This window comes from Actinomadura sp. NPDC048021 (genome assembly GCF_040653135.1).
GTDB lineage: Bacteria > Actinomycetota > Actinomycetes > Streptosporangiales > Streptosporangiaceae > Spirillospora > Spirillospora verrucosospora.
This window is the reverse complement of sequence record NZ_JBEZJQ010000009.1, coordinates 82,820-101,203: the sequence shown is the minus strand read 5'-3', so window position 1 is coordinate 101,203 and position 18,384 is coordinate 82,820. Positions and strand designations below refer to the sequence as shown.

General features: G+C 71.7%; 15 protein-coding genes. 4 read left to right on the top strand and 11 right to left on the bottom strand.

The features are described from left to right. The first annotated feature begins 22 nt into the window (after positions 1–22). Positions 23–1,258 (top strand): erythromycin esterase family protein, encoded by a 1,236-nt coding sequence (locus tag AB0C87_RS16830; protein WP_360578306.1) that lies wholly within the window; start codon positions 23–25, stop codon positions 1,256–1,258. After that, a complete protein-coding gene (locus AB0C87_RS16825; protein WP_360578304.1) occupies positions 1,255–3,339 on the top strand; it encodes a prolyl oligopeptidase family serine peptidase in 2,085 nt (694 codons plus the stop codon). The genes AB0C87_RS16830 and AB0C87_RS16825 overlap by 4 nt, the downstream gene beginning before the upstream one ends. On the opposite strand, the gene AB0C87_RS16820 is transcribed toward AB0C87_RS16825, so the two are convergent. The 9 genes from AB0C87_RS16820 to AB0C87_RS16780 all read right to left on the bottom strand — a co-directional run bounded on the left by AB0C87_RS16820 (position 3,317) and on the right by AB0C87_RS16780 (position 13,626). After that, positions 3,317–4,981 carry a helix-turn-helix domain-containing protein gene (locus AB0C87_RS16820; RefSeq protein ID WP_360578302.1) on the bottom strand — a complete coding sequence of 555 codons (1,665 nt, stop codon included), beginning with the start codon at positions 4,979–4,981 and terminating at the stop codon, positions 3,317–3,319. The two genes, AB0C87_RS16825 and AB0C87_RS16820, sit on opposite strands and share 23 nt — an antisense overlap. Before the next feature lie 94 nt (positions 4,982–5,075). Continuing rightward, positions 5,076–6,185 carry an o-succinylbenzoate synthase gene (gene menC / locus AB0C87_RS16815; protein ID WP_360578300.1) on the bottom strand — a complete coding sequence of 370 codons (1,110 nt, stop codon included), beginning with the start codon at positions 6,183–6,185 and terminating at the stop codon, positions 5,076–5,078. Then, positions 6,182–7,069 carry a GNAT family N-acetyltransferase gene (locus tag AB0C87_RS16810; protein ID WP_360578299.1) on the bottom strand — a complete coding sequence of 296 codons (888 nt, stop codon included), beginning with the start codon at positions 7,067–7,069 and terminating at the stop codon, positions 6,182–6,184. The genes menC and AB0C87_RS16810 overlap by 4 nt, the downstream gene beginning before the upstream one ends. Next, entirely contained in the window at positions 7,062–8,294 is a 1,233-nt protein-coding gene (locus AB0C87_RS16805; protein WP_360578297.1) for a M20 family metallopeptidase, read from the bottom strand. Before AB0C87_RS16805 ends, AB0C87_RS16810 begins: the two co-directional genes overlap by 8 nt. Positions 8,295–8,428: 134 nt before the next feature. Then, positions 8,429–10,126, bottom strand: a complete 1,698-nt coding sequence (locus tag AB0C87_RS16800; protein ID WP_360578295.1) for a Na+/H+ antiporter NhaA — start codon at positions 10,124–10,126, stop codon at positions 8,429–8,431. Between the two features lie 10 nt (positions 10,127–10,136). Beyond that, on the bottom strand, positions 10,137–10,448 hold the full coding sequence (locus AB0C87_RS16795; protein WP_345172277.1) for a DUF6510 family protein: 312 nt from the start codon (positions 10,446–10,448) through the stop codon (positions 10,137–10,139). A 16-nt stretch (positions 10,449–10,464) separates the two neighbouring features. Beyond that, complete coding sequence (locus AB0C87_RS16790; RefSeq protein WP_353831277.1) at positions 10,465–11,136, bottom strand: FAD-binding oxidoreductase; 672 nt, start codon at positions 11,134–11,136, stop codon at positions 10,465–10,467. A gap of 8 nt (positions 11,137–11,144) precedes the next feature. Further along, the gene (locus tag AB0C87_RS16785; protein ID WP_360578293.1) at positions 11,145–11,744 is read right to left on the bottom strand and encodes a sulfite oxidase-like oxidoreductase; all 600 of its coding nucleotides are present in this window, start codon (positions 11,742–11,744) and stop codon (positions 11,145–11,147) included. A gap of 247 nt (positions 11,745–11,991) precedes the next feature. Further along, positions 11,992–13,626, bottom strand: coding sequence for a LamG domain-containing protein (locus AB0C87_RS16780; RefSeq protein ID WP_360578291.1), 1,635 nt, complete (start codon positions 13,624–13,626; stop codon positions 11,992–11,994). Positions 13,627–13,951: 325 nt separating this feature from the next. On the opposite strand from AB0C87_RS16780, the gene AB0C87_RS16775 reads away from it, so the two are divergent. Continuing rightward, complete coding sequence (locus tag AB0C87_RS16775) at positions 13,952–14,263, top strand: hypothetical protein (protein ID WP_360578289.1); 312 nt, start codon at positions 13,952–13,954, stop codon at positions 14,261–14,263. 298 nt (positions 14,264–14,561) lie between these two features. On the opposite strand, the gene AB0C87_RS16770 is transcribed toward AB0C87_RS16775, so the two are convergent. Further along, complete coding sequence (locus AB0C87_RS16770; protein ID WP_360578287.1) at positions 14,562–15,593, bottom strand: hypothetical protein; 1,032 nt, start codon at positions 15,591–15,593, stop codon at positions 14,562–14,564. Between the two features lie 172 nt (positions 15,594–15,765). Then, positions 15,766–17,046 (bottom strand): NYN domain-containing protein, encoded by a 1,281-nt coding sequence (locus AB0C87_RS16765; protein ID WP_360578285.1) that lies wholly within the window; start codon positions 17,044–17,046, stop codon positions 15,766–15,768. A 446-nt stretch (positions 17,047–17,492) separates the two neighbouring features. Between AB0C87_RS16765 and AB0C87_RS16760 the strand changes: the two genes are divergently transcribed. Further along, positions 17,493–18,314: a hypothetical protein gene (locus AB0C87_RS16760; protein ID WP_353831281.1), complete on the top strand. Its 822-nt coding sequence runs from the start codon at positions 17,493–17,495 to the stop codon at positions 18,312–18,314. The last annotated feature ends 70 nt before the right edge of the window (positions 18,315–18,384 follow it).

The window sequence follows — 18,384 nt, the reverse complement described above, 5'->3', positions numbered from 1 at the left end:
CCGCCGCCTTCCAGGAGCACCCATGACGCCTGACACGGGCGCGTTCGTCCGGCGGATCCGCCGGATCGACCCGGCCGCCGCCGACCTCGACGATCTCGAGACGGTGCGCGACCTGGTCGGCGACGCGCGGGTGGTGGCCATCGGCGAGGGCGCGCACAACATCACCGAGTTCCACGAGCTCAGGGACCGGCTGTTCCGGATCCTCGTCCGGAGGTTCGGGTTCACGGGCTTCGTGATGGAGTCCGGCTTCGCCGAGGGACTGGCCGTCGACGAGTGGATCCACGGAGGACCGGGGCAGGCCGAGACGGTTGCCCGCGACGGCATCACCTACCGGTTCGGCGAGTGCGAGCCGATGCGGCGGCAGCTGCGCTGGATGCGACGCTGGAACTCCGGGAGCTCGGCGAAGGTCGCCTTCTACGGGATGGACCTTCCGGGCTCGTCCACGTCACCCGGGCCGGCGGTACGCGCCTGCCTCGACCGGATGCCGGGACGCCCGGGTGACGAGGAGCTCCTCCGCCTGGCCGACCTGGGAGGCCGGACGGAGGCGGCGGTCCGCTTCGAGGCCATGACCGGCGCCGATCGCGACCGGCTGCTCGCGGGGCTCCGCGAACTGGGGGAGCGCGCGCTCGTGCTCGACGACGAGGTCGTGCACCGGTGCGCGGCCTCGTTCCGCGCCTTCGCCGAGGAACTGGACGCGCCTTCCGCAGGGCCGTACCCACGGGACGTGTTCATGGCAGAGACCGTGGGCTGGATCCTTGAGCGGGAACGGCGCATCGTCGTGAGCGCCCACAACGCGCACGTCCGGCGATCGCCGTTCCTCGGCCGGCCGATGATGGGCGGCCTGCTCGACGCCTCGCTGGGAGCCGACCTCGTCTCCATCGGGATGAGCTACGGCTCCGGTCCGGAGGTCCGGTTCACCCAGCGCTCGCCACGCCCCTTCGACTGCGACGTCTCCCTTGGAGCGCGGACGCTGCCGCCGAACAGCATCGAGTCGCGGCTGGACCGCCTCGGCCCGCCCGTGGCCGTCGTCGACCTCCACCGCGCGCCGGCCGGGCTCCTCGACGGCGTCGACGGCACGCTCGCCAACGGCGGCCTCGATCCCGTCGACGACTTCCCGGCGGCCTACGACGCCTTCATCCATTTCCGCCGGGCCACCCGGGTCCCCGGTGCGTTCGAGCGGCTCCGCGCGGAGTTCGAGACGGCCGCACGGGCAGACGCGCAGCAGCCCGCACGATCTGAAGATCCGGAGTCCCCGTGACCTTTCCCTACCCGCCCACCCGTACGGTCGAGGTCTTCGAGGACGTCGCGGGCGTCCGCGTCCCGGATCCGTACCGCTGGCTGGAGCAGGAGACCGATGAGGTGCGGCGATGGCAGCGGCGGCAGGCCGAGCTCGCCGCCGCCGTCATCTACGACGGGCAGGACCCGGAGGCCTTCCGGGGCCTGATCCAGAAGTACGACAGCGGGTCCCGCCCGGCCCTGCCGAGATGCGCGGCCGGCCGCTGGTTCCGCGCCGTGACCCCGCCGGACGGCGGACCGCCCACGGTCGTGGTCGCCGACCAGCCGTTCGGCGCCGGACGACCGGTGACGAGCCTGGCCCAGTTCGGCGACGAGGAGAACCCGGCGTTCCTGTCCTGGATGGCGCCGGCGCCGGACGGCCGCGTTCTGGCCCTGGGCATCTGCACCGACGGCAGTGAGCACAACACCATCCGGCTCGTCGAGGTGGCCTCGGGGCGGCTGCTCGGCGGCGCGCCGGAGCAGGTCCTGCACAGTGCGTGGACCGGCGGTGTCTCGTGGCTGCCCGACAGCAGCGGCTTCTACTTCTTCGCCCTCACCGGCTCACCGCAGGAGTTCAGGCAGGCGGTGTTCCTCCACCGGCTCGGCGCACCGTCCGGGAACACCACCGCGGAGCCGATCCCGGTAGGAGAGGACTCCCGGGAGTACACGCTCGTCCAGACATCGCCGGACGGCCGGTGGGCCGTCGCCAGCCATCGCGTGGGCAGCCCGATCCCCGTCGCGGTTCGCGACCTGTCCGAGCCCGGCAGCGCATGGCGCCCCTTCGTCACCGAGTGCCCCGGGACGATCGCCGGCCACATCGTCGGCGACCATTACATCGCCGTGACCGATGTCGCCGCCCCCCGCGGGCGCGTGGTCGCCATCCCGCTCGACGCGGCGAACGCCGGCGACCCGGCGGGTTGGACCGAGCTCGTCCCGGAAGGCGACACGGTGCTGCGGTCCCTCACCCCGGTCGGCCGGCACCTGTACCTCAGCGAGTTCGACCGGACCTTCGCCAAGGTCCGGATCATCGACCGCTCGGGCGCCACCGCCGGTGGGGTGCCCCTCCCCGGCCGCGGAGCGCTCGCCGCTCCCTTCTTCGCCCTGACCGCCCTGGCCTTCGGCGCCCACACGGACGACTTCGTCTTCGCCTTCTCCACGCTGACGAGCTCCTGGGGCGTCTACCGGCACCGTCCCGGCGAGACGGAGGTCGAGACGCTCTCGGCGCCGACGGTCGCCCTCGACGCCGAACTGGAAGCGGGACGGGCCGTCGCGTCCGACGGCGTGGCGGTCCCGTACCACGTGGTGCGCCCGGCCGGAAGCGACCCGACGCGTGCGGCGCCGACACTGATCTCCGCGTACGGCGCGGCGAACGTGCCCCTCCTGCCCCAGTACCAGCCCGACATGGCCGCCTTCGTCGCCGCAGGCGGCGTCCTCGTGCAGGCGTACCTGCGCGGGGGCGGGGAATTCGGCCGGGACTGGTACCAGGCGGCGCACCGGGAGAAGCGGCACGTCCGCGACGCCGACCTCGTCGCGGTCGCCGAGCACCTCATCGCCGAGGGCCTCACGAGCGCCGACCGGCTCGCGCTGACCGGTGGATCCGACGGCGGACTCATGTGCGGAGTCGCCGTCACCACGCGGCCCGACCTGTGGCGCGCCGTCCTGCCGCGGGAGCCTCTCCTGGACCTCATCGGCGGCACCCGCGACCCCTACCTCGACTTCGTCATCCGCAAGGCCTGGGCCGACCCGGACGATCCGGCGGAGGTCCGCCGCCTCCTCCGGCTGTCGCCGTACGAGCTGGTCGGCCCCGGCGTCTTCCCGGCGGTCTACGTCCAGGCCGGGGCGACCGATCCGCGGTGCCGGCCCTGGCACGCGCGCAAGTTCGCCGCACGGATGCAGGCCGCCCAGGAAGGGGAGGCGCCGATCCTGCTGCACGTCTTCGACAACGCCGGCCACGGCGCGGCGACGCCCCATGACGTCGCGGTCGCGCAGGACGCCGAATGGTTGGCGTTCCTGGTCAGGACGCTCGACCTGCGGGGCCCCGTCAGTCGTCCGGAACCGACCTGATGGACATCAGGCGCAGTTGCAGCATGGCCGAGAGGCGCGTGTTCGGGTCGCCGAGGTCGACGCCGCCGACCTCGGCCGCCCGCCGAAGCCGGTAGCGGAACGTGTTGGGGTGCACGAACATCGCGGCGGAGGCCACCGCGACGTCGCCGAAGGCGTCGAGCCAGGCGCGCAGCGTCTCGACGAGACTGGTCTGGTGCTCCTTGTCGTAGGCGACGATGCGCGCGACGGGGCCGCTGGGGATGTCTCCGCGGGGAACGAGGTCGGCGAGTTCGAGCAGCAGCGCCTCGACGTGCACGTCGTCCAGGCGGGCCACCTGCCGCCCGGCGACTCCTGATCGCAGGACGCGCAGGGCCCGTTCGGCGCCCGAGCGCGACCGGGCGAGCGCCGAGCTGTCCGGGGCGAGCCGTCCCACCCCGATCAGCGGGCGCAGCCGGGACCCGACGCGGGCCAGGAACTCGGTGGCGACCAGGACCGCGCGCTCCTCGGCGTCCTGCCGGTTCTGCGGGAAGGGGAGGATGCCGTAGGAGACGTCGCCGATCAGCGCGGCGGCGGCGCGCGGGTGCATGGCGGACAGGTGCATGGCGAACGCGTCGGCGAGCCGCTTCCGTTCGGTGGCGAGCTGCGCGGGCAGGGGGCTCTCGGCGGCCGAGCCGACGACGGTGAGCGCGAGGACGACCGCCCGCTCGTCCTTCAGGCCGAGGCGGCGCACCGCCTCCAGCGACCGCGGTCCGCTTTCGAGGGCGGTGCTCAGCAGCTCCGCCCGCACCCGCCGCTCCATGTCCGCGTCGGCGCGCTGCCACACCATGTGCATCGCGACGAGCTTGGACGCCTCGTAGAGCGCCTGCCCGCGCTCCTCGCTCAGGGGCTCGGGAACGACCACCCAGATCGTGCCGAGGATCTCGTCCCCGGCGCGCACCGCGATCGCCGCGCGGGGGAGGGCGGGCGGCTGCGTCGCGTCGTCCGTCCTGGGCAGGGGCGCCACGAAGACGGGGCCGTCGCTGCGGTAGATCGCCTGGAACACCCCGCGCTCCTCCAGGATGCGGGTGTACTGCTCCGGGACCTGCCGGCCCAGGATCGTCTGGACCCGGGACAGGTCCGCCTCCTCCTGCCGGCTCGAGAAGGCCAGCAGGCGCGAGTTGCGGTCCTCGATGGTGACGGGTGCGTTGAGCAGCGCGGCGATGGCGTTGGCGACCGCGAAGAGATCACCGGACGGGATCCGGCCGAACGCGTCGGAACCGGCGTCGTACAGGCCGCTGTCGGCGGTCAGGGTCCGGAGCATCCCCGTCAGGTGGGTCCACGACGCGCCGCGGGCGAACGCGAGGACCGCGACCCCCGCTCCGCGCGCCGCCGCGACGAGCCGCTCGTCGGCCTCCACGGGCGCGCGGACCACCAGCCCGGCGGCGCCGCGCCGCCCGAGCTGGGTCACGACCCGCGCGATGTCGGCGGGATCGTGCAGGCCGACGCCCATCACCAGCGCGTTGCTCGGCAGCTCGGGCTCGTCGAGCGGGTCGTAGATCACGACGCCGCCGATGTCGCCGGCGAGCTCGACGTCACCGCAGACCACGTCGAGCAGCGTGGTGCCGAGTTCTTCCAGGACGCGCCCGAGGCTGGCCCGCGGGAGGCTGGTCACGGGGAGGAGCATGCGCCCGAAGCTAGCGCGGCGCGTGCGGGTCGTCGTTCGTACGGCATGACGAAATCACGCTATCCGATCTGTCCAAAAGGACAGGAAAGGATCATCAGGTCGGAACGGGTGCCCATGTCTTGGTGACCGTGACGGCGTCCAGGACGTCGGGGATCGGAGTGACGCCGAGTCCCGGTCCGGTCGGCACGGCGAGGTGCCCGTCCTCAAGGCGGAACGGCGGCGTGATGTCGGTCCGGTAGTAGCGGTCGGACGCGGAGGTGTCGCCGGGCAGGAGGAATCCGGGCAGGGCCGCGAGCGCCACGTTGGCGGCGCGCCCCACTCCCGTCTCGAGCATGCCGCCGCACCAGACCGGAACGTCGTGCGCCGCGCAGACGTCGTGGATCCGGCGGGCCTCGAGGTAACCGCCCACGCGGCCCGGCTTGATGTTCACGACCCGGCAGGCTCCGAGCGCGATCGCGTCGGCGGCGGCGCGGGCGGAGACGATCGACTCGTCGAGGCAGACCGGCGTGGTGATCCGCGCGGCGAGCTCCGCGTGCCCGACGAGGTCGTCCTCCGCCAGCGGCTGCTCCAGCAGCAGGAGGTCGAACGGGTCGAGCCGGGCCAGGTGCCGGGCGTCGCCGCGCCGGTAGGCGGTGTTGGCGTCGACCTGCAGCGGGATGGCGCCGAACCGTTCGCGCACGGCCCGGACCGGCTCGACGTCCCAGCCGGGCTCGATCTTCAGCTTGATCCGCAGGTAGCCCGCCTCCAGGTATCCGGCGACCGTGTCGAGCAGGGCGGGGATCGACTCCGCGATCCCTACCGACACCCCGCACGGCACGGTGTCCCGAACGGCGCCGAGGGCCTGGCCGAGGGCTACGCCGCGGGCGCGAAGATCCGCGTCCAGGATCGCCGTCTCCAGCGCCGCCTTGGCCATGCGGTGGCCCTTGAACGGCGCGAGGGCCGGGGCGACCTTGTGCGCGTCCAGGTCCGTCACGCCGGCCAGCGCCGGCACCAGGAAACGGCTCAGGACGTCGGCGGCGGCGTGCGTGTACTCCGAGGAGTACAGGGGCGCCGTCCCCGCGCCGCACTCGCCCCATCCCTCGGCCTCGTCGGTGACGGCGCGCAGCAGCAGCGCCTCCCGCACGGTCTCCGTGCCGAACGACGTCCGGAAGGGCGACACGAGCGGCACCTCGATGGTGCGGATCTCGACCCCGGTGAGCTTCACTCCGTCTCCTGCCTGTCCAGGACGTACCAGCCCGTGCGGTCGAAGCCGCGCACCCGCGCGCCTTCGGTGAGCAGCTCGCCGAGAACCTCCCGTACCGCCGTGCGCCACTCCGCGGCGCGGTCCGGGTCGCTCAGCCGGAGGGCCTCGACGTCGCCGGGGACGCCGACGAGCACGGTGCGCGCGTCGGCGCGCCCGGCGACCGGCCCGCCTGCGGCGGAGACGCCCAGCGCCACGGACGCACCCGCCGCGCGGGCGGCCCCCGCATCGGTCAGTCTGGGGCCGCCGTCGCATGCCGCCCCGACCTCGGGCGCCTCCAGCCGCCACCGGACCAGGACCCGGTCGGTGTCGTCGCTGCGGTTGATGTCGTCGTCCATCGGACCGTAGAAGTTCGACAGGTACTCGGTCGGCTCCGCGGCCAGCTTGGCGATGTTGAAGTACGCGTTGCGGCGCACCAGGGGATCGTAGGTCCAGCAGATCTCGCCGACACCGCGCAGCATCGCCCAGGCACGTTGATGCAGCTTCAGCGCGAAACCGACGTTGCGCCCCTGCACGTGCGTCAGCACCCCGGCGATGTGACTGTGCAGAGCCTCGCGCGCCGGTGGGGAGAAGAAACCGAAGCAGGCCCCCACCAGCTCCCCGCCGTCGAAGGCGCCGCTCACGTAGCTGCCCGCCTTCGCCATCGCGCGCAGCAGGTCGGCCGTCACCGGAGGATTGTTCTCGCCCGTGCGCCAGATGCGCTCGTACAGACGGCGGACGGCCTCGAGCTCGCCGACCCTGTCCAGGGGGCGGATGTCGACGCCCGCGGCGTGCGCGGCGGCCTCGGCCGCGGCGCACGCCGCGTCGACGGGCTGGGACTCGCGACGGTCGCGGATGAGATCAGTCACGCCGGCCATGGTTCCAGCCGGTCCCGTCCCGCAGATGGTCCGAAAGCACCGGACGACGGGGCCCGGTTCGTCCGGACGGACAACCCTCCGCCGCCAGCAGCTCGGCGACGAGCGCGGTGAGCAACCGCGTCCGCTTCGGCAGCTCCGCCACGAACAGGTGCTCGTCATCGGCGTGCGCACCCCCGCCGACCGCCCCCAGCCCGTCGAGGGTGGGAGTGCCGACACCCGCGGTGAAGTTCCCGTCGGAGGCGCCGCCGACGGCCACCGAAGCGAGCGGACCGACCCCGAGGCCGTCCGCGAGCCGGCGCGCCCGCTCGAACAGGTCCCTCGACGCGGCGGCCGGGAGCGGCGGCCGGTTGGGGCCGCCCCGGACCTCCACGCCGCCGCCGGGCAGCACCGGCCGCAGGGCCTCCATCGCCGCATGGACGCGGTGCTGCTCGGCGGCTTCCCGCACCCGGACGTCGACCTCGAAGCGCGCCGCTGCGGGAACGGTGTTCGCCGTCGTGCCCGCCTCCAGGCGGGTCGGCGTGACGGTCGTGCCCAGCGCGGGATCGCCCAGCTCGACCACGGCCATGATCTGGTGCGCCGCCTCGACGGTCGCGTTCACCCCGCGCTCCGGCTCCAGGCCCGCGTGCGCGGCCTTTCCCCGCACCAGCACCTCGTAGCGCGACACGCCCTTGCGCTCGGTCTTCAAGGCCCCGCCGGGCCCGGCGGCTTCCAGCACCAGCGCGGCCGCGCACCGCCGCGCCTCCCTCTCGATGAGCTCCCGCGACGAGGGCGACCCGGGCTCCTCGTCGCCGGTGACGAGGAGGGTCACGCCGTCCAGGTCGTCCAGCGCCGCCAGCGCGTGGAACGCCATCACCAGCCCCGCCTTCATGTCGAAGCACCCCGGCCCGCGCAGCACCCCGTCGCGGACCTGGAACGGGTGCGTCTCCAGCGAGCCGATCGGCCACACCGTGTCGTGGTGCCCGACCAGCAGCACGCGCGGTTCGGCGCCGAAGCGCCACCGGACATGGGTGCGCCCGTCGATGACGACGCGCTCCGCCTCCGCCCCCAGGAGCCGGGCGCCGACCTCGGCGACCACCTCCGCGCTGCGGGCGACCGCGGCCAGATCGTCGGACGGGGACTCGCAGCACACGAGCCGTTCGATGTCGGCGATCATCGTGGCCTCGCCCGCACGGACCCGTCGCGGGTCGCGGTTCGCCACGGCACGGCCTTCTGTCACGGTGGACACCTCCGGTCGACGCATCGCTCAAGCTTCGCGAGTCGCGCCGCGGGCGGACCTGTCCTGTCGGCCAACAATGGCGCGCGAGGTTGGGAACCGGCGATGAAACCGGGCGGCTCTCTGGGCCGCTCGTGTCAGGAGCCGACCGCCGCGCGTTTGCGGGCGCCCCGGACCGCCGCGGAGAGCGTGGCGATGTCGTAGGCGCCGACGTGGCGCCGTCCGTTGACGAAGAAGGTCGGGGTTCCGGAGACGCCGCTCACGTCGGCCGAGTCGACGTCCTCGGCGATCCGCCCGGCACCGGTGTGCCGGCGCAGGTCGGCGCGGAACCGGTCGACGTCGAGGCCGATCTCGCCGGCGTAGCGGACCAGGTCCCGGGGGCGCAGCGCGTCCTGGCGGTCGAGCAGCAGGTCGTGCATCTCCCAGAACCGGCCCTGCGCGGCGGCCGCCTCGGCGGCCTCGGCCGCGAGCTGCGCCTGGGGATGGATGTCGTTGAGCGGCAGGTGGCGCCACACGTACCGGACGTCCCCATAGTCGGCGAGCAGTTCCCGGACGACGGACTCCGCCCGTCCGCAGTACGGGCATTCGAAGTCGCCGTACTCCACCACGGTCACCGGCGCGTTCGCGGGACCGCGGACGTGGTCGCGCTCGGGCTCGACCGGTGCGGCCAGGTCGATGATGCTCTCCGCCGTCCCGAGCAGCGCCCGCAACCGCCTGCGCGGAGGCAGCAGCGCGGTCACGCGGACGACGACCCAGGTCACGAGCGTGGCGCACAGGGCCGCGGACAGCACGCCGATCTTGGCCTCCTCCAGCCGCTCACCGGTGAAGGAGAGCGTCGCGATCAGCAGGGCCACGGTGAAGCCGATGCCGGCGATCGCGCCGCCGCCGCCGACCGCTGCCCATCCGACCGGCGGACGCAGCCGGCCCCGGCTCACCCGGGACACCAGCCATGAGGCCCCGAGGATCCCGACCGGCTTCCCGGCCACGTAGCCGATCACGATGCCGAGCGTCACCGCCGAGGTGAAGGCGCGGCCGAGGAACCCGGCGGTGATCGTGACGCCCGCGTTGGCCAGCGCGAACAGCGGCACGACCGCGTAGCTCTCCACCCCGGCGGACTGGACCGCCGCCCACGCGGCGACGCCCAGCACGACGTACACCGGGATCTGCCGCACCCCGAGGGCGCGCACCAGCACGGTCACCGCGAGGATGCCGACCGCCAGCAGCAGCGGCGGCAGCGCGATGTCGCCGCTGTAGACGACCGCGATCACCGCGAGCGCGATGACGTCGTCCACGACGGTGGCCGTGAGCAGGTACGTGCGCAGCCGTGCGGGAAAGGCCCGTCCGACCAGCGCGAGCACGCCCAGCGCGAACGCGGTGTCGGTCGACATCGCGATGCCCCACCCGTGGGCGGCCGGCCCCCCGGCGTTGAAGGCCAGGTAGACGGCCACCGGCACGACCATCCCGCCGACACCGGCGGCCAGCGGCAGCGCGAACCGCCGCCGGTCGCGGAGCTCTCCCATGTCGAACTCGCGGCGCGCTTCGAGCCCCACCACGAAGAAGAACACCGTCATCAGGCCGCTGTTGACCCACTGCCGCAGATCCTGCGAGAGCCCGGCGCCCCCGAACCGGACGGACACCTGCGTCTCCCACACCCGCTCGTAGGAGGACGCGTCCGCGTTCGCCCAGACCAGTGCGGCGACCGTCGCGGCCAGCAGGACCACGGCGCCGCCCGTCTCGGTGCGCAGGAACTCCCGCAGCGGGGTCCGCAGGTTGCGCGCCCACGCGGTCCGGTCGGCGAACGATCCGGAGGGCGGGCCCGCTCGGCGCTCCGTCATCGCTGGACGCTCACCCGGGCCCCTCCTCGCCCGGCAGCCGGACGCGCAGGGCGACCGTCCCGGTCAGGTCGATCCAGGCCGAGTCCGGCGTCCGGACGTAGCGCAGGAGGACATGGCCGCATCCAGGGCAGCGGGCGACCAGACCGGGCGCCCGGTCGTACACCCGCAGCTCGGCGATCGGGCCGGTGAGCCCGCAGTTGACGCAGCGGCCGGTGGCCGCCGTGACGTCCACGGCGAACAGCTCGCTCAGCGGGCCGGCCAGGGCGTTGCCGTCCACATGATCCATGGGACCGGGGGCGTCCTCCCGGCGGGGCACGTTCATCTCGCTCAGCCTCCGTTCAGCCGAACCGTTCGGTCTTGATCCGCCGCGGGTCGTGACCGCGGGCGAGCAGCATGTCGGCCGCCGACTCCACGAACCCCGTCGGCCCGCAGACGAAGCAGTCACGGTCGGGCGGGCCGTCCCCGAGATCGGCCGCCGTCAGCCGGCCGGGCGGGCGGGGCCAGCCGCCGGGGGCCGCCCGGGTGTAGACGTACGCGACCTCCAGCCCGGGCTCCGGACGCCGCAGCTCGTCGGCATAGAACACGTCCTCGGGCGTGCGCGTGGAGTACACCAGCCGGAACCGCGTTCCCGCCCCGGCCAGACGGCGGGCACGGACCATGGCCATCAACGGCGCGATCCCGGAACCGCCCGCGACCAGCAGGACGTCCCGCCCCGCCTCGGGCCGCCACACGAACCAGCCGCCCACCGGACCCCGGATCTCGACCGGATCACCCTGGCCGAGCACATCGGTGAGATACGGGGAGACCTCACCGTCCGGGACCCGCTGCACGGTGAGCTCCACCCGATCGGGCGCGGAGAGCGAGTAACTGCGCTGCGCGGCGTACCCGTCCTCCGCGGTCAGCCGCACGTCGACATGCTGACCGGCCAGATGCCCCGGCCAGCCCGGCACCTCGAAGACGAGCGTGCGGGCCGTTTCCGTCTCCCGGCGCGTCCCGGCCAGCCGCGCCACGCGCCACGCTAGTCGCCCTGGTACCGCTGCTCGCGCCATGGGTCCCCGTAGTCGTGGTAGCCGGCGGTCTCCCAGAAGCCCGGCTCGTTCTCGTTCAGCAGGTCGATGCCCCGCAACCATTTCGCCGACTTCCAGAAGTACAGGTGCGGAACCAGAAGCCGCACTGGCCCCCCATGCTCCGGCGCCAGGTCCTCTCCGTCGTAGCGGTAGGCGATCCAGGCCTTCCCGTCGAGCAGATCCTCAAGCGGCAGGTTGGTGGTGTACCCGCCGTACGAGGACACGAGCGCGAAATCGGCCGCGGTCTCCACGTCGGCCAGCAGGACGTCCAGCGACACCCCCTGCCAGTCCGTGCCGAGCTTGGACCACTTGGTGACGCAGTGAATGTCCACCCGCGGCTTCTCGAACGGCAGATCCAGCAGCTCCCGCCACGTCCACCGGTATTGCCGCCCGGTCTCCGCGGTCACCGTGAGCTCCCACTCCTCCGGAGGGACCCGCGGGGTCGGACCGGCCGACAGCACGGGGAAATCCTCGGTCAGGTACTGCCCGGGCGGCAACTGGACCGCAGCCTCGCGCCGCCGCCCATGGAACCCAGGCGAAACGACCCCCATCACAGCCTCCCCTCATCAGGCAGAACGGACCCCGTCCTCTGGCCCTTCCTTCCCCAACCCACCGACCCCGATGCGGCCCCCACCCTGGTCACCACCGACCCCGCGCCGGCTGGGCACCCCGCTCCTCCTGGAGCGGCACAGGCCAGCCTGGGCGGACGCCTACAACCTCAGCACCGCCCTTACTACGTCAAGCCCGTTGGCGAAGTGTCTGGAAGAGTGCCGACGCGGAAGGGCGGAAGCGCTGCTTTCAGGTACGGGTGAGGAGGACGCTCCGGACCTGGGAGCGGACGAGAGCGCGGTCGAAGACGCGGACGTCGTCGATTCCGCCTCGCCAGTGGTCGAGGGGGCGGCCTTGTTCGAGGGCCCGGCCGATTTCCAGCGGACCCGTCGCGCGCACCAGCCTGCGGCACGACCGGGTGGCCGACAGTTCCCCGTTCACGTAGAGCCGCAACTGCCGCGTCTTCAAGTCGTACACCGCGGCGAGGTGCGTCCATGTGCCGGCCTTCGGCCGCTCCCGGCTGAAGACGGTCTGGTCGCCGTCGGCCCACCCGGTGGCCTGGTTCGGGACCAGGATCGCCCACCTTCCCTTGTCGGAGTCGTAGCTGAGCAGGAAGACGTCGAAGTCGCCGTGGTGCACGCTGAGCACGGTGCCCCAACCGTCGCCGGCGTCGAGCCGAACCCAGGCGGTGACGGTGAAGTCCAGATCCGTGCGGAACACCGCGTTCTGGGCTGTGGTGTGGGCGGTGCCGTCGAGCAGCAGCGCCTGCCCGCTGGGCGCGGCGATCCGACTCGCTCGGCCGGCCGTTCTCAGCGGATGGCGGCCTTCGGAGTCCGCGGCGAGGTCGTTTTCGGGATCGTCGAACCGCCACCAGGCCACCGGCTCGGCCGCCGGGGCCGCCGGGGCCGCGAGCGGCGGCGCCGCGGAGCCGCTCAGAAGGAGCAGCATGGCGGCCGACAGCGCGACCGCGTATCGCCGGATCCGGTTGCGCGGCCTGTTCGCGGCCGCTCTCGGTTGTGGTCGAACCGGCCTGGTGTCGACCAGGAGGAAGGTCTGCGCGGGGGGCATCGCGTGGGCTGGCGACCCGTCACCGGCCAGGCGGTCGTAGGCTGCCAGCCATTGCGCTGCCTCCGTCACGGCTTGTTCGGGGCCGAGGCAGGCGCGGACGAATGCTTCGACGGTTTCTCGTCGTGGCAGGGTGTCGCCGGTGAGGGCTTGGGCGATGGTGCTGCGGGGCAGGCTGTCGCCTGCCGCCTCCGCCCGCCGCTCCAACTGCCGGTAGGAGAACCCCGAGCGCCGCTTCAGATGGCGCAGGGCGTCCATCAACTCTTCGGCGTCGCGAATCCGAGGTGGTCGGGGGCCGGTCGGGGGTCTGCCGTGTGACCGAGAGCGACGCTGTGCCTTGGGCCGGTCCGGATGTGAGCGGTGATCGCCAGTGCCGGTTCCGAGGGTGGACCGGGGCGATGCCCCCAAGTCGTTGCCCTCGGCGAGCCTGTCGTACGCGGCCAGCCACTGCGGGGTTCCCATCATGGCTTGTTCGGGGCCGAGGCAGGCGCGGACGAATGCTTCGACGGTTTCTCGTCGTGGCAGGGTGTCGCCGGTGAGGGCTTGGGCGATGGTGCTGCGCGGCAGGGTGTCGCCCGCCGCCTCCGCCCGCCGCTCCAGCTGCCGGTAGGAGAATCCCGACCACTGCTTTAGGCGACGCAGGGACGAAACGAACTCTCCGCCGGACCGCATGTCCTCCGGAAGAAAAATCTCCTGCGCCATGTTCCCCCTGCCGCCCGAATGGCACCCGCCGCCTATGCAAAGAATGATGGCCGCAGTCAAAGATCTCTGACAAGGGCGATTTCGTCGGGTAACGCTACGTCGCCGGATCGTGTCCACAAGTGATCATTGTCGATGTCCGGGAACCGGTGCCGTCCGACCGGCCGTCCGGCGCTGTCCGGGACACCGCTCTTATCCCTTTGTGCAGGCCACACCTGGTGTCCCGGACGAAAATCCCCTTGTGGTGCAGCCGCCTCCGAAGCACGTTGCTGATGGACGCGGAAGGGCGCGTCCAGGCTCGTCCACGGTGAGGAAAGGAGGTCTCTTCGGCTGGCCTGCGTACGCCGACAAATGCTTCGAGTAACGGATCTCAACCCTTTACTCGGAGGCGGTGCGACCGGCCGGCCTTCAGAAGATTCGCCGCACAGTCGAAAAGGAGACGAAGATGGCAGCTTTCCGCACGAAGAAGATCACCCGGCTCGGTCTGACGACCGTCGCCGCCATCGGCCTCGGCGTGGGCGCGGCCGCCTCGCCGGTGCAGGCGGCGCAGACCGCTCCCGCGCGACCCGCCGTCGCGGGGCCCAACTGCGGCTGGACTCCCGCCACCAACGGCAGCGGGTCCATGCGCACCGACAAGCCGATGAAACTGCGGGAGGGCCCGTCGGCCACCTGCGACACCATCGGGTGGACCTCCATGCCCACGAACCAGAAGCTGTGGGCCCGGTGCAAGTTCGTCAACGACGCGGGGAACACCTGATACTACGTCCGTCCGGAGCCGCCGGCGGGGGAGTACTGGGACCCGGGCTGGATCTTCTCCGGGAACGTCACCGGCGTCCCCTCGGGGATCCCCAAGTGCTGAGCACGTCCTAGGGGCGCGCACGATCTGATCCGTTGATCGGATCGCGACCGCCGGCGGGGGTCGCCCACCACGGGCGGCTCCCGTCGGCGTCGTCGGCTTCCATCGCGTTGAACTCGTACACGGCCTCCGTAGACGCAACCCCAGCGCGATGTGTCCTCGGTGATGGGCCCCTCAGCGGCCGTCACTAATCCGAGTGCTAGGAGCCGTTGAGGGCCGCCGGGTCATCCTCTCCTTGCCTTCCGACTCCCCAGATGCCGCCGGGCACGGCGGCCAGGTCGTACACCGCGGTCCCGGCCGGAATCGTCACGGGCTCCCATTGGCCGCCGCTGTAGCGGTACGGGGGCTTCTCCGGCGGCGCGGACGCCTCCGGCGCGACCCAGGGGGTCCCGGACGCGTCCACGGTCAGGTCGCCGAGATCGGGGTACCCGGCCGGGGGCGCGATGTAGGTCCATGCGGTGCCGTTCCAGTGCGCCAAACGCTTGGCCGTGATGCCCCAGACGTCGTTCGCGGCGACCGGGACGACCTTGCGGAACCAGTCGTTGACCGCGGGCGGCGGGACGTTCTTCCAGACCGCGCCGTCGAAGTGCGCGGCGGCGGGCACCTGCTGCACGCCGTCCTTGTAACCGACCGCCCATGCGTCGGACGAGTTGAGCCCCTGGAGGTCGGCGACGTAGTCGAGCCCGGGCACGTCGACAGCGGTCCAGGTGTCGCCGGTGCGCTTGAACAGCCCGTTCCCGGACTCCAGGTCCCAGGTGCCGGCGAAGGTGCCCGCCGGGCCGGTGGCGAGCATGGTGACGTACTTGGCCGGAACCGCGACCTTCTGGAACGCCGAGCCGTCGAAGCGTGCCACGTAGGTGCTCCACCTCCCGCTGGCGCCGAGTCCGCCGGCGATCCAGGTCTCGCCCGCGCCCGAGGCGACTTGCGCGATCTCGCCCTGGCCCGTCCAGCCGTTGATCGGATACTCCTTCCACGACGAGCCCGCCCAGCGCCGCACGACCGGGTTCCCGTCGTTGTACACGGGGCACAGATCGCCCCAGTGCAGGCAGTACTTGCCCTGCACACCGCCGACCCAGACTCCGCCCGCGCCGTCGGCGGTGACGTCGTGGAGCCGCGCCGTCGGCCACAGGAAAGGCAGGGAGACCGGACGCAGCTCGGGGGCGGCCGCGACGGCGGGTGCGGGAAGAGACGCGATGGCGACGGCGATGCCGGCCGCGATGGCACGTTTCATGCGAGCACTATCCAACGAATTCCAAAAAAACACCAATGTCTACTGGAACGGTCGACCCGGTCGCATGCGGACAAAGCAGCGCCGCCCTCGCCGGCTCCTCAATGGGCACCCTCACAGTCCGATCACCGTTCTCCACAACGCCCTGCGGCATGGCCGGCCCGATCCGCAGTCACTACTCCTGCCCTGGGCTGCTTGCCGCGTGGTCCACCGGCGCGTCCAGCCACCCCCGTACGACGGTGAGGTCTTCCTCGGAGAACACCGTCTCGCTGGAGTCGATCCGCTTCAGGACGCTGCGTACGAACGCCTCGCCGATCTCCTCCGCGGTCGGCGGGGGGTCGCGGTAGAGCGGGGAACCGCCTCTAGAGGCGCCGTTCATGACGAACCCGATGTGCTGGCGGCTCACCCGCAGGCCCCCGTCCGCGAGCCTGTCCCGCGACCAGGCAGTGCACTTGGTCATGTTGAACGTGTGCTCGGACGCGTAGTCGGAGAGCGCGCCGTAGACGGCGGGCCACCAGTCCTGGGGGAGCTGGGGCAGGTTCATCAGGTCGCCGAGACGCTCGATCGGCTCCGGCACCGGCACTTTCTGCGTGCCGCCCTCGGGCGGCTGGTGCCGGTTTCCGTCCCACAGCAGGTGCTGGGACATGGTCAGGCCCGGCAGGTTCAGGCTCCACAACGCCCTGGAGAAGCCGCCGAGACCGAACCAGTTCGGACCGATCGCGGCGGCGCCCAGTTCATCGCGCACTTGCTGCGCCAGCGCCGCGAGGTTGAGCGGTTCGGCGGCGCCGTTGTACTCACGCGACACGATCGATCTGAAAGCCTCGTAGGCACCGGATCTATGGGCGGCGACGGTTCCTGGATGTCCGGTGCCGTCGCCTTCCGGCGTGATCTCTCCGCTCGGGTCGTCGTCGAGGTCGATGGATTCGCCTTGGACGAGCGCGAGCATCTGATGACCGTTGAGTACCTGGTCGGCGATCGAGGTGTACGCCTCGGCCGCGTCCAGCGGCGACATGATGAGCGTACGCCGGTCCGCGCGGCGCAGCCGTTGGAGCAGCGGCGTCATGTCGGAGTCGCCCGAGGCGATGATGAACTCCTCGCACACCGGCTCCGTTGACAGCGCGTCGATCGCGTCGACGACCACCCTGATGTCCGCTCCGTTCTTCGTCGCGTTGTATCGCGGGCAGTCGACAATCTCGAACCCGGCCCGCACGAACGCGCCCCGGTAGCGGGAGAAGTACTTGCGCTCCGTACCCATCGGGACGTAACCGCTGGGATTCAGGTAGCACCGCAGCACGAGCCATCGCCGCCGCGCGCCGGTCTCCGAGATCTCCGATAGCCGCCGCAGCCACGCTCCGGGGTCCGTCGCGAATCGCTCGGCCGCCAGTGGATCCAACTCGCACAGGCCGCTGAAGACATTGTCAAAGTCCAAATACAGTGCAGTCCGCATATGGTGCATGGCAGTAATCTAGCGCCATCGCATCTCCTGAGGCCAGATGGCTGATCCTGGTTGCATGGGTGTTCAGTGAGCCTTTTTTGGTGCGCTCCTCCCGGACGCAGGCTCCACGCGTTGATGGACAAGGTCCACTGGGATTACCCGGCTCCAGAATGAATTTGCTGCTGAACTCGGGAAGGCCGCTATCGTTCGTTGCCCGCTCGTCGGGTTCTGAATCCCAAAGCAGGGGCTGAAGACGAAGGGCGGCCGTTGTCGGTCCCGGCTGTTCGGGCCCGGTGGTGCAGGCCGCTTTAAAGATCGTGTCGGCGGCTGGTGTCCATACCCGGCCGTACCTCTAGCAGGAGGCCTTTGCCCGTGCTTTGCTAATCGCATTCGACCGTTACGGCATTGCGGTCGACCCAGGGGGATGCGCACGTGCCGCGCGGCGGGGCGTGCGGCAAGGAGGGACAATGCCTCTTACGTCGAAACTCTTCCGCGACGACGTGGCGCTGCAGAAATGCCTGGTGTCGGACGCCGGCCACGTCACACCCGGCGCCCGGGGCGACCACGTCTCCAAGATCCAGGCCGCGCTCGTCACGTTGGGCGCCGGCGTGATCGCTCCTGACGAGATCGAGGGGATGCTCTACGGCCAGACGACGGCGCGGACCGTACTGGCCTTCAAAGGACCACCGCGCAACATTCTGGGCCCCGGCCAGACGACGCCGGACAACATCGTCGGCAAGAAGACCATCGCCGCGCTGGACAACGAGCTCGTGGCGTTCGAGAACAGACCGCCGCCCGCCGTGTTCAGCCTGTTCGTCTCTCTGACCCATGAAGGATCTCCCCACGACCACAGCACGTGCCCGAGGGACGCCGGCGGGCGCCTGGTCGACCACATCGCCACGCCGATCAACCCGGGCCTCGGGCGGAAGGTGAACATCGGCGGCGAAGGGGAGACCCGGTACCAGGGCTTCGAGGATTTCGTCACCGACTCCGGAGTCATCGGCGGACCACCTCGCCCGCTGACCGACGCCATTCCCCGCGACACGGTCACCGACATCGCACTGCGGTCCGCGCCCATCACGCCTCGCGGAGAGAGCGAGATACGCCGGATCGCGGCGTCCGGCGCGCGCCTCACGATCGCCACGAACGCGTACACGCTGCCGAAGATGGAGCAGATCGTCCAACGGCTCGGCGGGACCGTCATCGAGCGCATCTCACTGCCGGACACCTCGGTCCCGGACGGACTCGGCTACCAGATCCTGGTCGTCGTACTCCCGCCCAAGTTCTGACCCAAAGTCAACACGACACGGCTCGCACCGAGTTCCGTGCGGTGCCTCCGGTCATCCCGTGAGCATCCTG

Coding starts and splice junctions, on each gene's coding strand:
- AB0C87_RS16785 (WP_360578293.1), bottom strand. CDS start 11,744: ATGGGGGTCGTTTCGCCTGGGTTCCATGGGCGGCGGCGCGAGGCTGCG.
- AB0C87_RS16800 (WP_360578295.1), bottom strand. CDS start 10,126: ATGACGGAGCGCCGAGCGGGCCCGCCCTCCGGATCGTTCGCCGACCGG.
- AB0C87_RS16770 (WP_360578287.1), bottom strand. CDS start 15,593: ATGAAACGTGCCATCGCGGCCGGCATCGCCGTCGCCATCGCGTCTCTT.
- AB0C87_RS16830 (WP_360578306.1), top strand. CDS start 23: ATGACGCCTGACACGGGCGCGTTCGTCCGGCGGATCCGCCGGATCGAC.
- AB0C87_RS16820 (WP_360578302.1), bottom strand. CDS start 4,981: ATGCTCCTCCCCGTGACCAGCCTCCCGCGGGCCAGCCTCGGGCGCGTC.
- AB0C87_RS16760 (WP_353831281.1), top strand. CDS start 17,493: ATGCCTCTTACGTCGAAACTCTTCCGCGACGACGTGGCGCTGCAGAAA.
- AB0C87_RS16775 (WP_360578289.1), top strand. CDS start 13,952: ATGGCAGCTTTCCGCACGAAGAAGATCACCCGGCTCGGTCTGACGACC.
- AB0C87_RS16765 (WP_360578285.1), bottom strand. CDS start 17,046: ATGCACCATATGCGGACTGCACTGTATTTGGACTTTGACAATGTCTTC.
- AB0C87_RS16795 (WP_345172277.1), bottom strand. CDS start 10,448: ATGAACGTGCCCCGCCGGGAGGACGCCCCCGGTCCCATGGATCATGTG.